The 13,517-nt window shown below is 37.8% G+C and carries 11 protein-coding genes; 7 read left to right on the plus strand and 4 right to left on the minus strand.

Annotation, left to right across the window (positions count from 1 at the left end; translation table 11 throughout):
• Positions 1–336: 336 nt before the first annotated feature.
• From nrdH to nrdF, 4 genes are read left to right on the plus strand one after another with little or no spacing between them, the layout of a single operon-like run.
• Positions 337–561, plus strand: coding sequence for a glutaredoxin-like protein NrdH (gene nrdH, locus ACFIJL_RS04675; protein ID WP_005774163.1), 225 nt, complete (start codon positions 337–339; stop codon positions 559–561).
• The gene (gene nrdI, locus ACFIJL_RS04680) at positions 561–959 is read left to right on the plus strand and encodes a class Ib ribonucleoside-diphosphate reductase assembly flavoprotein NrdI (RefSeq protein WP_375613294.1); all 399 of its coding nucleotides are present in this window, start codon (positions 561–563) and stop codon (positions 957–959) included. Before nrdH ends, nrdI begins: the two co-directional genes overlap by 1 nt.
• Positions 941–3,091 (plus strand): class 1b ribonucleoside-diphosphate reductase subunit alpha, encoded by a 2,151-nt coding sequence (nrdE, locus tag ACFIJL_RS04685; RefSeq protein WP_375622994.1) that lies wholly within the window; start codon positions 941–943, stop codon positions 3,089–3,091. The genes nrdI and nrdE overlap by 19 nt, the downstream gene beginning before the upstream one ends.
• An 11-nt stretch (positions 3,092–3,102) precedes the next feature.
• On the plus strand, positions 3,103–4,077 hold the full coding sequence (nrdF, locus tag ACFIJL_RS04690; RefSeq protein ID WP_375622996.1) for a class 1b ribonucleoside-diphosphate reductase subunit beta: 975 nt from the start codon (positions 3,103–3,105) through the stop codon (positions 4,075–4,077).
• On the opposite strand, the gene prmC is transcribed toward nrdF, so the two are convergent.
• From prmC to secA, 4 genes are all read right to left on the minus strand, one after another.
• The gene (prmC, locus tag ACFIJL_RS04695; RefSeq protein WP_375622998.1) at positions 4,074–4,940 is read right to left on the minus strand and encodes a peptide chain release factor N(5)-glutamine methyltransferase; all 867 of its coding nucleotides are present in this window, start codon (positions 4,938–4,940) and stop codon (positions 4,074–4,076) included. The genes nrdF and prmC overlap by 4 nt on opposite strands.
• Positions 4,937–6,013, minus strand: a complete 1,077-nt coding sequence (prfA, locus tag ACFIJL_RS04700) for a peptide chain release factor 1 (protein ID WP_375623000.1) — start codon at positions 6,011–6,013, stop codon at positions 4,937–4,939. Before prfA ends, prmC begins: the two co-directional genes overlap by 4 nt.
• 214 nt (positions 6,014–6,227) lie before the next feature.
• A complete protein-coding gene (locus ACFIJL_RS04705; RefSeq protein WP_375623002.1) occupies positions 6,228–6,725 on the minus strand; it encodes a Fur family transcriptional regulator in 498 nt (165 codons plus the stop codon).
• A complete protein-coding gene (secA, locus tag ACFIJL_RS04710; RefSeq protein ID WP_375623004.1) occupies positions 6,664–9,381 on the minus strand; it encodes a preprotein translocase subunit SecA in 2,718 nt (905 codons plus the stop codon). Before secA ends, ACFIJL_RS04705 begins: the two co-directional genes overlap by 62 nt.
• Positions 9,382–9,815: 434 nt before the next feature.
• Between secA and ACFIJL_RS04715 the strand changes: the two genes are divergently transcribed.
• From ACFIJL_RS04715 to mutT, 3 genes are all read left to right on the plus strand, one after another.
• The gene (locus tag ACFIJL_RS04715) at positions 9,816–10,769 is read left to right on the plus strand and encodes a peptidylprolyl isomerase (protein ID WP_375623006.1); all 954 of its coding nucleotides are present in this window, start codon (positions 9,816–9,818) and stop codon (positions 10,767–10,769) included.
• Positions 10,770–10,900: 131 nt separating this feature from the next.
• Positions 10,901–12,133 (plus strand): bifunctional glutamate N-acetyltransferase/amino-acid acetyltransferase ArgJ, encoded by a 1,233-nt coding sequence (gene argJ, locus ACFIJL_RS04720; RefSeq protein WP_375623008.1) that lies wholly within the window; start codon positions 10,901–10,903, stop codon positions 12,131–12,133.
• Positions 12,134–12,257: 124 nt separating this feature from the next.
• Positions 12,258–12,671, plus strand: coding sequence for an 8-oxo-dGTP diphosphatase MutT (mutT, locus tag ACFIJL_RS04725; protein ID WP_375623010.1), 414 nt, complete (start codon positions 12,258–12,260; stop codon positions 12,669–12,671).
• Positions 12,672–13,517 lie beyond the last annotated feature (846 nt).

A 13,517-nucleotide genomic window follows, 5' to 3' on the forward strand; every position in this document is an offset into this window, starting at 1 on the left:
TGATTTTTGCCGTAAAAGAGTAAAACAGAGCTCTTGAAAAACGGTGGTTTAGAACGTTAGTTTTTTAGACAGCAGGAGGGAATTGTAATGCAAACAAAAGATTGTTTTATAACTAGGGGGCTTTGCCATTTAAGTTGTAGAATAATCGCTTATTCTCATCATAGTTTTTGAAGTTATTTGATGAGGAATTCTGTTATGTTCAGGAAGCAGTATATTATTTGAAAATAACCACATGTTTTGCGTACAATTTCTGTTTTTTGTTATTCTTGAGTACCTATAAAATTATTAGATTGACCTTTCAGGGTTGATTGTTTGGAATTGTGAAAGTTGAAGAAAATGTCGATCACTATTTATAGCAAACCATCTTGTGTCCAATGTGATGCTACACGCCGCGCTTTTGATGCAAAAGGCATTCATTATCGTGTTGTTGATATTTCTTGTGATGAACAAGCATACAGTTTTGTTCAATCTCTGGGGTATCGTCAGGTTCCTGTCGTTGTTTGTGGTGAAAATCATTGGTCTGGTTTTAGACCAGATATGATTAGTGGTCTTTGTGCTTAATGGGGCTTATTGTTTATTATTCGAGTGCAACGGGTAATACAGAACATTTTGTCTCGCAGCTTGGTCAACGACTCTTCAAAATTGATAAAAGAAAGCCTTCTGCATTGGTTGGTGAACCTTATGTATTGGTTGTTCCTACATATGCAGATGGCGAAGGAAGAGGGGCCGTGCCGAAAGCCGTTGTCCAGTTTCTTAATGAAGCTGAGAACCGAAAATTAATTTGTGGTGTTATTGGCGGTGGGAATCGTAATTTTGGTCGCTATTATAATTTAGCAAGTAAAATTATTGCTGAAAAATGTTGTGTACCTTGCCTTTATCGTTTTGAGCTGCGTGGAACTGATGAAGACGTTATTTATGTAAAAAAGGGATTGGAAAGATTTTGGAAACAATTGGTATAGGACAATCGCAGAAATCGGATCAGATTACAGATTATCATGCGTTGAATGCAATGCTTAATCTTTATGATGAAAATGGTCATATTCAATTTGATATGGATCGGCTTGCTGCACGGCAATATTTTCTTCAGCATGTTAATCAAAATACAGTTTTTTTTCATAACCTGAAGGAAAAAATAGATTACTTAATAGAAGAAGGTTATTATGAAAAAGCTTTATTTGAGCTTTATGATTTTTCTTTTATTAAAAAGCTTTTTAAACGTGCTTATGCATTTAAGTTTCGTTTTCCTACCTTTTTAGGCGCATTTAAGTACTATACCAGCTATACACTGAAGACTTTTGATGGGAAACGTTATCTTGAACGTTATGAAGATCGTGTCTGTCTTGTGGCTTTATATTTGGCACAAGGGAATAAAGCTCTTGCTGAAAGTTTTGTGGATGAAATTATTACAGGACGTTTTCAACCGGCAACACCGACATTTTTAAATGCTGGGAAAAAACAACGAGGTGAATTGGTTTCGTGTTTTTTGCTACGTGTTGAAGATAATATGGAATCGATAGGTCGTGCGGTTAATTCGGCTTTGCAGCTTTCAAAACGTGGTGGAGGTGTGGCGCTTTGTTTAACGAATTTGCGGGAAGCTGGAGCGCCAATTAAGCAAATAGAAAATCAGTCCTCAGGTGTTTTACCAGTGATGAAACTTTTGGAAGATTCTTTTTCTTACGCCAATCAGCTTGGGGCACGTCAGGGGGCTGGAGCTGTTTATTTGCATGCTCATCATTTAGATATTATGAAGTTTTTGGATACAAAGCGTGAAAATGCTGATGAAAAAGTTAGAATTAAAACGCTTTCGCTTGGTGTTGTTATTCCTGATATTACTTTTGAGCTTGCACGGAATAATGAGGATATGTATCTCTTCTCATCGTATGACATCGAGCGTGTGACAGGTAAGCCCTTTAGCGATATTTCTTTAACGGAGCATTATCGTTCTTTTGTTGATAATGCAAAGATTCGTAAAAAGAAAATAAGTGCACGCGTTTTTTTCCAGACATTAGCGGAAATTCAATTTGAGTCGGGCTATCCCTATATTTTATTTGAGGATACTGCTAATCGATCGAATCCGATAGCTGGGCGCATAAGTATGAGCAATTTATGTTCAGAAATTTTGCAGGTGAGTGAGGCGAGTGAACTGGAGACAGATTTAACTTATCGCACGATTGGAAGTGATATATCCTGTAATCTTGGATCCATGAATATTGCCAAAGCAATGGAAAGTCCTAATTTTGGACAGACCGTGGAATCTGCTGTTCGCGCTCTGACAGCTGTTTCGGATATGAGCAATATTGATTGTGTGCCTTCCATTGCGAAAGGCAATGCTGAAAGTCATGCGATTGGTTTGGGACAAATGAATTTGCATGGGTTTCTAGCGCGTGAGCAGATCTATTATGGGTCTCCAGAAGCGATTGATTTTACCAATATCTATTTTTATATTGTGACATATCACGCCATACGTGCTTCCAATTTAATTGCGCGCGAACGTCAAGAAATGTTTGCAGGGTTTGAAAAATCAGCTTATGCAGATGGACGTTTTTTCGAGAAATATATTGAAAGAGAATGGAAACCGCAATTTGCGCTTGTGCAAGAGCTTTTTGAGCGGAACAATATTGTTATTCCAAGTCAAAAGGATTGGCAGGAGCTCAAGGATTTAGTTGTTGAGTACGGGCTTTATAATCGCAATCTACAGGCAGTTCCTCCCACGGGATCTATCTCCTATATTAATCATGCCACTTCCTCTATTCATCCGATTGCTTCAAAAATCGAGATTCGCAAAGAGGGAAAAATTGGGCGCGTTTATTATCCCGCTCCTTATATGGATAATACGAATTTGAATTTTTACCAAGATGCTTATGAGATTGGTCCTGAAAAAATTATAGATACCTATGCTGCGGCAACACAGCATGTTGATCAAGGTCTTTCATTAACATTATTTTTTCCTGATACGGCTACTACACGTGATATTAATCGCGCACAAATTTATGCCTGGAAAAAGGGGATAAAAAGTATTTACTATGTACGATTACGGCAAGTAGCATTAAGTGGAACAGAAGTAGATGGCTGTGTTTCGTGTAGTTTATAGGAGATCATCATATGACCAAGATTACAACCAAAAATCCTGTTGTGTGTGCTGTTAATTGGAATAGATTACATGATGAGAAAGATCTTGAAGTATGGAACCGCTTAACTGGAAATTTTTGGTTGCCTGAAAAGGTTCCGCTTTCTAATGATATTCCCTCATGGTCAAGCTTAACGGATGAAGAACGCAAGCTAACAATTCGTGTTTTTACAGGATTAACGCTTCTCGATACAATTCAAAATACTGTAGGAGCCATTTCACTGTTGGCTGATGCGATAACAGAGCATGAGGAGGCGGTTTTGACGAATATTGCCTTCATGGAAGCGGTTCATGCACGTTCTTATTCCTCTATTTTTTCAACCCTTTGCTCGACGGTAGAAGTTGATGATGCATTTAGATGGTCGGAAGAAAATATTCATTTGCAGAAAAAGGCTAGATTAGTACTAGAACGTTATGAAGCAAATGATCCACTCAAGAAAAAAATTGCTTCTACTTTACTGGAAAGCTTTTTATTTTATTCTGGTTTTTATTTACCAATGTATTGGGCCAGCCGCGCTAAGTTAACCAATACAGCAGATCTCATTCGACTGATCATTCGTGATGAAGCTGTTCATGGTTATTATATAGGTTATAAATTCCAATTAGGCTTTGCAAAGCTTGATGAAGCCAAAAAGCAAGAAATTAAAGATTTTGCTTTTAACTTGCTCTTTGACCTTTATCATATCGAGTGCAAATATACTGAAGATCTTTATGATGCACTTGGATTGACGGAAGATGTTAAAATTTTTCTCCATTATAATGCAAACAAGGCTTTAATGAATTTGGGTTTTGAAGCTCTTTTCCCACCTGAGGTTTGTCATGTTAACCCCGCTATTTTGGCAGCTTTATCACCAAACTCTGACGAAAATCATGACTTTTTTTCAGGGGCTGGTTCTTCTTATGTCATTGGTAAGGCGGTTGCTACTACGGATGATGATTGGGAATTTTAATATTTGCATGTAAACAGAAGAGCGCGAGGTATCCCACAGAGATCTTTGCGCACTTCTAAACATTGAAAACCATTTTTTTCAAACAGATTGCAAACTTCATTTTCTTGAGAGAAACCAATTTCAACAGCGACATAGCCGTTTTCTTTTAAGTGGTTGGCTGCTTCATGGGCGAGTTTTCGATAAAAATCAAGACCATCTTCCCCTCCTATCAGAGCGCGCAATGGATCATATAAGCGCACTTCTTTTGCAAGTTTTTTGATATCTTTTGCGGGAATATAAGGTGGATTGGAAATAATGAAATCAAAGCGATCTGCGACAGAATCAAACCAGTCGCTAAGAAGAGGTGTGAAGCGGTGTGCTACTTCAGCATTTTTTGCATTTTTTTTCGCTGTTTTAAGGGCATCTTCAGAAATATCGACTGCCACCGCATAGGATTGGGGAATTTGTTTAAGGAGTGCAATGGCAATGGCGCCACTTCCTGTTCCCATATCAAGGAATGTTGTTCTTCTTGAATTTTCGACCTGTTTTTGGAGAAAAGGGAGAACAAGATCTATCAGCGTTTCTGTATCAGGGCGTGGTTCTAACGTCTCTTGAGACAATGTAAAAGATATACCATAAAATTCTCGTGCTCCTATAATACGGTAAACGGGTTCGCCTGCAATACGCCGTTGTAAAGCCTGTTCTATTTGTGTAATGTGCTCAGAAGTTAGAGGCATATCCGGTTGAGAAATTCTTTCAGCAGCATTTATTCCTGTTATCCATTCAACGAGTATTTTCGCATCGAGATCGGCTTCAGCAATTCCTTTCGTGCGCAGTTTTTCTTGAGTTCGTTGGATGACATTTTTAAAAGAATATTTACTCAATTATTATCCATTTCCATCAGGAGTGCTGTTTGGTGATCTGAGATGAGTGCATGAATAAGCTCATCAAGATCTCCCTCTAGAATGCGATCAAGCTTATACAAGGTTAGATTAATACGGTGATCCGTGACGCGTCCTTGTGGAAAATTATAGGTACGAATACGTTCTGAACGATCACCAGAACCAACTTGACTTTTACGGGAAGCTGAACGTTCACTTTCCGCTTTTTGTCGTTCGATATCGAATAAGCGTGCCCGTAAAATTTGAAGGGCTCGTGCTCGGTTCTGATGTTGTGATTTTTCTGCTTGTACGACCATAATTCCTGTTGGAATATGCGTGATACGAACAGCTGAATCCGTTGTATTAACATGCTGTCCTCCTGCTCCAGATGCACGCATTGTGTCGATACGAATATCTTCAGGACGAACATCGATATCAATTTCTTCAGCCTCTGGAAGCACAGCAACGGTAGAAGCAGATGTATGGATACGTCCACCTGTCTCTGTTTCGGGGATACGTTGCACACGATGAACCCCTGATTCATATTTCAATTTAGAAAAGACTCCTTTTCCTGAAATGGTAGCAATAATCTCTTTATATCCACCAACTTCCCCCTCACTGATTGAAATAACCTCTACTTTCCAATTGTGAGCATGGGCATAACGTTCATACATGCGGAAAAGATCACCGGAAAAAAGTGCTGCTTCTGATCCACCCGTTCCTGCTCGAATTTCAACAATAGCGTTTTTTTCATCAGCAACATCTTTAGGCAAAAGCAGAATTTGGAGTTCTTTTTCAAATTGCTCTACTTTTTTATATAACGATGGTAGCTCTTCTTGGGCAAGATTACGCATCTCTATATCTGTTTGTTTATCGTTGATAATCGTTTCTAATTCTGTAATCTCTTCGTAAAGAGCATTTAATGCGCGTATAGAGGCAATAACGGGTTGTAGTTCTGCATATTCAGAAGCTAATTTGACATATGTTTCAGCATTTGGATTCGTCGTCATTTGGCTTTCAATTATTTCAAAGCGCTTTTCAAGCTGTCTCATACGATCTTGTGGCAAAGAAACCATGATAATATTGGCCTAATTTTTCATAATACAATTTTTATAGTATTTTGTTGCAATGATTTTTTGTTATAATATTGGCAATGAATTACCGCATAGCATCATACAAAAAGAGGTAATAAAGCAATTCTTTTTTTTTGCCAATGAAAACTATTATATTTTAAAGGTAAATTTTTATAAAATTTGATTTGCCAGAGGTCTTTTATCTAATGATATATAATCATTTTTTTAAGAGTTTTTTTCCGTAAAGCTCAAGGCGATGATTAATAATATCATAGCCAAGGGATTTTGCAATTTCCTCTTGCAGTTTTTCAATAACATCAGAATGAAACTCGATAACTTGTCCTGTTTCTATATCAATGAGATGATCATGATGTTGCCCATCTGCTTGTTCAAAACGAGATGGACCACCACTAAAAGTATGCCGATGGATTGTTCCATTTCCTTCTAATGTTTTCATGGTTCGATAAACCGTCGAGAGTGAAATACTCGAATCCACTTTGTTTGCACGCTGAAAAATTTCAAATGCATTGGGATGATCATTTGTATCATTCAAAATATCAAGAATAATACGTCGTTGGCGTGTTACTCTTAAACCAGCTGTGCGTAATTCTTGCTCATAATTTCGCTTTTTATTCATTTGCATAGTTTGCTTTTCAAACAAAGGTTCCATGACAGTGTTTGTATTTTTTCTCTGAACCGCAAGGACAACGCTCATTACGTCCAACTTTTCCCCATGTGGTTATATCATTAGGGTCACGATCTTGTGGATTAACAAATCTATTTTCTTGTGATCTTGCCCATAAGGTGGGACCATTTTCTTGACTTTGATCATTAAAGATAGAAGAAGCAGCATCAGTTTGCTCAGGCATGGTCGGTTCTGTGGAGTGTTGAATAATTTCAAAGCGCATAAGTTTAGAAGTGACAATTTTGCGCAAATTTTTCAACATACTTTGAAAGAGTTCAAAAGATTCTGTCTTATATTCATTGAGTGGATCCCGTTGAGCATAACCACGAAAACCAACAACAGAACGCAAATGATCTAGACTTACCAGATGTTCACGCCATAACGTGTCAATAGTTTCGAGCAATACTGCTTTGTGAAAATAAGCCATAACTTCTGGAGAGTAACGTTCAGTACGCTCATTTTCAAGTTTTGTAACAGCATCTGAGATACGCTCTAGAATTTGCTCTTCGGCAATTCCGTCTTCTTTTGCCCATTCTTCCACTGGAAGCTCAAGATTAAAGAGGTGTTGAAGCTCTTCTTCGAGAGTTTTTGCATCCCATTTTTCAGAATATGTCCCTGAAGGAATATAGGCCTCTACAAGATCCTCTACGACTTCATCGCGCATTTCATGGATCATTTCTGTTAAATCATCTGCGTTCATGACCTCCATACGCTGTTCAAAAATAACCTTGCGTTGATCATTCATGACATCATCATATTTTAGCAGATTTTTACGAATTTCAAAGTTTCGTGCTTCGACCTTTTTTTGTGCTTTTTCAAGGGCTTTATTAATCCATGGATGGATAATGGCTTCATTTTCTTTCAATCCAAGTTTTTGCAGCATACCATCCATACGGTTAGAGCCAAAGATACGCATAAGATCATCTTGAAGAGAGAGAAAGAATTTTGAGCGACCAGGATCACCTTGGCGACCAGAACGTCCACGAAGCTGGTTATCAATACGACGGCTTTCATGACGTTCAGTAGCGATAACATAAAGCCCTCCAGCTGCTAAAGCTTTTTCTTTAAGCTTCTGAACATCTTTTTTGATTTCTTCAATTTTAGCTGTGCGCTCTGGACCTTCAGGGATATCCTGTAACTCTTGCCGGATGCGCATTTCAACATTACCACCAAGCTGTATATCCGTACCGCGTCCCGCCATGTTGGTTGCGATGGTGAGAGCTCCAGGAACTCCTGCTTGCGCAATGATGTATGCTTCTTGCTCGTGATAGCGAGCATTTAAGACTCTAAAACCGGTAATGCCCTCTTTTCGCAAACGCTCTGCCAATTGTTCTGACTTTTCAATAGAGGTTGTTCCAACAAGAATAGGCTGTTCTTTTTCATGTGCTTGACGGATATCACGCACAATTGCTCGATATTTCTCTTCTGCTGTTCGATAAATCTCATCATCTTCATCAATACGTTGTATTGGCAAATTTGTAGGGACTTCAACAACGTCAAGACCATAAATATTTCTGAATTCTTCGGCTTCTGTTGTTGCCGTTCCAGTCATGCCAGATAATTTTCTATACATACGGAAGTAATTTTGGAAAGTGATGGAAGCAAGTGTCTGGTTTTCTGGTTGAATAGCAACATGCTCTTTAGCTTCTAAAGCTTGATGAAGTCCTTCAGAATAACGTCGCCCAGGCATCATTCGCCCTGTAAATTCGTCAATAATAACGATTTCATCATTGCGAACAATGTAATCTTTATCGCGAGAAAACAGTTTATGGGCTTTTAGAGCATTATTGACATGATGAACGATAGCGACATTTTCTATGTCATAAAGACTTTCACCTTTAAGATGCCCAGCTTGTTCAAGCAGTTTTTCAATTTTTTCAGTACCAACTTCGGTAAAGGTCGTTGTTTTTTGTTTTTCGTCTATTTCATAGTCCTCTGGAGTTAAGGCAGGAATAAATGTATCAATAAGGTTATAGAAGTCAGTACGATCTTCTAGAGGACCAGAAATAATAAGGGGGGTACGGGCTTCATCAATAAGAATCGAATCAACTTCATCGACAATTGCGTAATGATGTCCACGTTGGACCATTTGACTACGATCGAAGGCCATATTATCCCGCAAATAATCAAAACCTAGTTCATTATTTGTGGCGTAGGTGATGTCGCATGCATAGGCCTCTCGGCGGGCATCACTATCAAGGTCATGAAGAATCACGCCCGTTGTAAGTCCTAGAAAACTAAAAATTTTTCCCATTGTTTCAGCATCACGACTAGCGAGATAATCGTTTACTGTCACAACATGAACGCCTTTACCCTCCAATGCATTGAGATAAATTGGTAGAGTTGCCATTAATGTTTTACCTTCACCTGTACGCATTTCAGCTATGCCACAGTCGTGAAGGACCATTCCACCAATAAGTTGTACGTCAAAAGGACGCATGTCATAAACACGTTTTGCGGCTTCACGAACAGTTGCGAAAGCTTCTGGTAAGAGCAAATCAACACTTTCACCTTCACGAAGACGTTTACGAAAGGCATCTGTTTTTTGGCAAAGCTGCTCATCACTTAATTTTACGAATTGTTCTTCCAAAGCATTAATTTGTGCAACTTTTTGGCGGAGTGCTTTGAGATGTCGCTCATGAGCAGAACCAAAAAACTTACGGGCAAAAACACCTAAACTGACCATCTCTGGCCCTTTCTTTTAATTGTTGTCACTCTTGTTGGGTAATTCATACGCTTTCCCCATACTCTACATTTTTTTCAAGTTATCTGATATCATTAGAGACATCATGAAATGCAGATGGTACCATTATACTTGCTGGTGTGCAATTTTCCACTTTAATTGTAAAGTAGAGATAAGAGGCTAAGCGCTCTATGTCAACTTTAAGTATGCTATTTAATTGATACAATACAAAGTAATTTAAGATACAATATGTCATTTTTCTCTATTATCATGTTTTTCATCTGCATTAGATAGGATTGGAGAAACTGAGATAAAAGGACAATTTTATACTTTTTTGAAATAAATTACCAATTTATTTCTCTATGTTTAAAGATTAAAGTGTTATGGTAAAGAAAATTGGAATCTTGAACCTGCCTTCATTTTTAAGGAGTATATTTATGAAATTTAACTTTATCACGCTGTTTTTAGCATCAACTTTATTGGCAAGTACAAGTTTAGGGGTGAAAGCCCAAGAAGGTTTGAATTCATCGTCGAATGATTTAAAGACTTTAGAGAAAGCTTCTGAAAAATCCGTTTCTCCTTCTCATATTATGGCGGTTATTGATGGGAAAAATATTACAGCAGGCCAATTAGATGATTTAGCGCTTGAAATAAATCCTAATTTAGCACGTTTTCCTGATGAACAACGCCGTATGATGGTTCTAAAAGCTTATTTAGATATGCAGGCACTTGCAAAAGCAGCAAGAAGCAAAGGGCTTGATAAGACAGAAGCTTACGATAAACGTATGGCAGTCATGCGTGACAATGTTCTTCAGCAGCTTTATTTTAAACAGGCGATTGTTGATAAAATATCGGACACTGATTTGGAAGCTCTTTATAAGCAAGAAGTTGCGGCTTTACCTAAAGAGGATGAGGTTAAAGCGCGTCATATTTTGGTCAAAACGAGAAAAGAGGCAGAAGCTATCATTAAGCATTTGAATAAAGGCGAAAATTTTGAAGAGATTGCAAAGAAAAGTTCAACAGATGGTTCTGCTGCCGTTGGGGGTGATCTTGGTTATTTTAGCCATGGTCAAATGGTCAAGCCTTTTGAAGATGCAGCATTTGGTTTGAAAGTTGGCGAATACACGAAACAACCCGTTGAAAGTCCTTTTGGTTGGCATATTATTAAATTAGAAGATCGTCGTGTAAAACAACCGCCTGCATTTGATGATGTTAAAGAGATGTTGCGGACACAGCTGATAAAAAAGCGCTATCAAGAACTGATTGTTGATTTGCGTAGCAAGATAGATGTGAAATACCCTGATCCTAATGTTACAAAAATCATGGAATCGCTTCATCAAAATGGGACGCTACTTCCCGATGAGACATCCGATGAAGAAGATACGGAGTAGCTAGGAAAAATAGGTGGATAGCCTCTTTAATAGATAATTTGCTAGGTTAGTTTTGTTCAAAAAAACTAGCAGTTTTCTATGAGAGGTTATTGATCTGCAATCATTTCATTCGTTTTTATAGAAAGCATATTGTGGTTTTGAAAATTTCTCCTTTGTCACCTCAAAAGATCCAGGAGCTTTCTCCTTTATCTGGTGTACGGATAGCAACAGCTGAAGCTGGGATTAAATATAAAAATCGTACAGATCTTCTTTTCATCATATTCGATAAACCAGTGAGTGTGGCCGGTGTTTTTACCCGTTCAAAATGTCCATCTGCCCCTGTAGAGCATTGTCGTGCATCGCTTCCTCATGGGGTTGCGAGGGGGGTTATTGTGAATTCTGGAAATGCAAATGCTTTTACAGGAAGCAAAGGAAAGCACACAACCAATGCAATCATTTGTGCAGCAGCGAACGCTTTAAAGGTTAGAGAAGATGAAATTTTTATAGCTTCTACGGGTGTTATTGGTGAGCCAATGGATGCATCGGGTATTGTCAATCTGTTACCCAGTATGACAGAGACAGCAGAAGAGGGAAATTGGTTGGAAGCTGCAAAAGCCATAATGACAACGGACACATTTCCAAAACTTGCTACGTGCACTTTTGACTGTGGGGGAGAGCATGTTACCATTAATGGAATTGCAAAAGGTGCTGGTATGATTGCACCCGATATGGCGACAATGCTGTCATTTGTGGTTAGTGATGCTACCATTTCTTCGGATGCACTCCAATCCATGTTGTCAGAGGCGGTTCAGAGCTCTTTCAATTCAATCACGGTTGATAGCGATACCTCAACCTCAGATACACTCATGATGTTTGCGACAGGAAAAGAAAATTTTCCTTGCATTAGATGTAAAACAGATCCGCGTTATGAAGTGTTCTCAAAGCACTTGAGTGCACTTTTGCATGAGCTTGCGTTACAAGTGGTGTGTGATGGTGAAGGTGCTCGTCATTTAATTGAAGTTAATGTAATTGGTGCTACAACAAACGATGCTGCAAAAACGATTGCTCTCTCAATTGCAAATTCACCCCTTGTAAAAACAGCAATTGCCGGTGAAGATGCCAATTGGGGGCGGGTTGTTATGGCAGTGGGTAAGGCAGGTGTTGAAGTAGACCGTGATCTGTTAACGATTTGGTTTGGTGAACATCGTTTGGCGATTAATGGCGAACGAGATCCTGAGTATTGTGAAGAAGCAATAGGTACTTATATGCAAAGTAAACACATAACAATTCGTGTTGATATCGGTTTGGGTAATGGTACGGCGACAGTTTGGTCTTGCGATTTAACAAAAGAGTACGTTATGATCAACAGCGATTATAGAAGTTAACGAATGCACTTTATATTTAACAACTTATTATTTTCAGAGAAAATGGGGTATGTGAGCTCTTTTAGGAGCAGAGGGGATATGATAGAAAAGACAGTTATCTTTATGTTCCCTATTGGGGAGTGATATGTGTATAAAAAGTTCCATTCTTCTTGTTGTTGCATGCGCATTGTTCGATCAGAATAATCGTGTTTTGCTTACACAGCGTCCTGAAGGAAAATCACTGGCTGGTTTATGGGAGTTTCCTGGTGGAAAGGTTGAGCAAGGTGAAACTCCAGAAATTTCATTGATTCGTGAACTAGAAGAGGAGCTTGGTATTTATGTTCAACCAAATAATTTACACCCTTTAACGTTTGCGAGCCATAGCTATGAAACATTTCATCTCTTAATGCCATTGTATCTTTGTTACCATTATGAGGGCGTTGCGCAAGGACGAGAAGGGCAAAATTTAGAATGGGTTTTTATTAATGATCTTGATAAATACCCTATGCCTAATGCTGATAAACCATTGGTTCAGGTATTGAAAAATCATCTTCTTTAATGTGTTATAAGAAGCAAATATTGTTTAAATATAATTCAATATATTGATTTAAAATGATAATTTTAAATTTTCATGTTGAATGAGGAAGTTCAGAGTCGTAAAAATTTTTCTCATTTCAAATCTGTTTTATGTTAAATTAATCAAAACCATTCTTTTGCCCGTTCCAAGCGGAGAGGGTCATGTGGATAAAGTTATTTAAGAAAAAAATAAAATACGTGCTGAAAAAACGCTCTCCAACAACTAGGGGGTATCGCAATATTGAGAATGGGCAAAAGTGTATAATGGTTCCTTTGTACGCTTCATAAGCATAAAAATGGTGGTAGATAATGGATTTATACTTTTTGCGATTATCATTGAGAGATTGTCTTGGATGCACCGAAAAAATATTAGGAGTATTTATTTCATAATAGCTTATGATTGATAATTATACATTATCGCTTCATTATTTCTCTTGATGCTCTATTGTTTCTCAATCAAAAAAATTCAATAACGTACTCATAAAAAGGGTAGTATGTAATGTGAAAAATAATTTTAAACTGAATAAAATATATGGCTAATGAACTATTAAATATAAAAGAAAAACATGAAGAGAAGAGTACTTAGGGGATTGTATTATAGTATGAGAGATGAGGAAAAAGCTATCTGACTTAAGTATATAAATGAGAAATACAAATTAATGTGAGAGTGTTTTATGAAGTTTATATATTTCATTCAGAATGGAAGAGATAAAAATATAAGGAATTGTGCAATCTTCATTTTTTTTTGAAAAGAATACGCTCATTTCTCTATTGGTTTGTAATAAAGGTGTTTGAAACAGTGAAATATGATAATATCGAAAACGCTGAT

The organism is Bartonella sp. TT119HLJHH (assembly GCF_042193385.1).
GTDB lineage: Bacteria > Pseudomonadota > Alphaproteobacteria > Rhizobiales > Rhizobiaceae > Bartonella.

What these genes read in the sequence shown, in the direction of transcription:
- nrdH (WP_005774163.1), top strand. Translation starts at nt 337, where the DNA reads ATGTCGATCACTATTTATAGCAAACCATCTTGTGTCCAATGTGATGCT.
- nrdI (WP_375613294.1), top strand. Translation starts at nt 561, where the DNA reads ATGGGGCTTATTGTTTATTATTCGAGTGCAACGGGTAATACAGAACAT.
- nrdF (WP_375622996.1), top strand. Translation starts at nt 3,103, where the DNA reads ATGACCAAGATTACAACCAAAAATCCTGTTGTGTGTGCTGTTAATTGG.
- prfA (WP_375623000.1), bottom strand. Translation starts at nt 6,013, where the DNA reads ATGGTTTCTTTGCCACAAGATCGTATGAGACAGCTTGAAAAGCGCTTT.
- ACFIJL_RS04705 (WP_375623002.1), bottom strand. Translation starts at nt 6,725, where the DNA reads ATGAGCGTTGTCCTTGCGGTTCAGAGAAAAAATACAAACACTGTCATG.
- secA (WP_375623004.1), bottom strand. Translation starts at nt 9,381, where the DNA reads ATGGTCAGTTTAGGTGTTTTTGCCCGTAAGTTTTTTGGTTCTGCTCAT.
- ACFIJL_RS04715 (WP_375623006.1), top strand. Translation starts at nt 9,816, where the DNA reads ATGAAATTTAACTTTATCACGCTGTTTTTAGCATCAACTTTATTGGCA.
- mutT (WP_375623010.1), top strand. Translation starts at nt 12,258, where the DNA reads ATGTGTATAAAAAGTTCCATTCTTCTTGTTGTTGCATGCGCATTGTTC.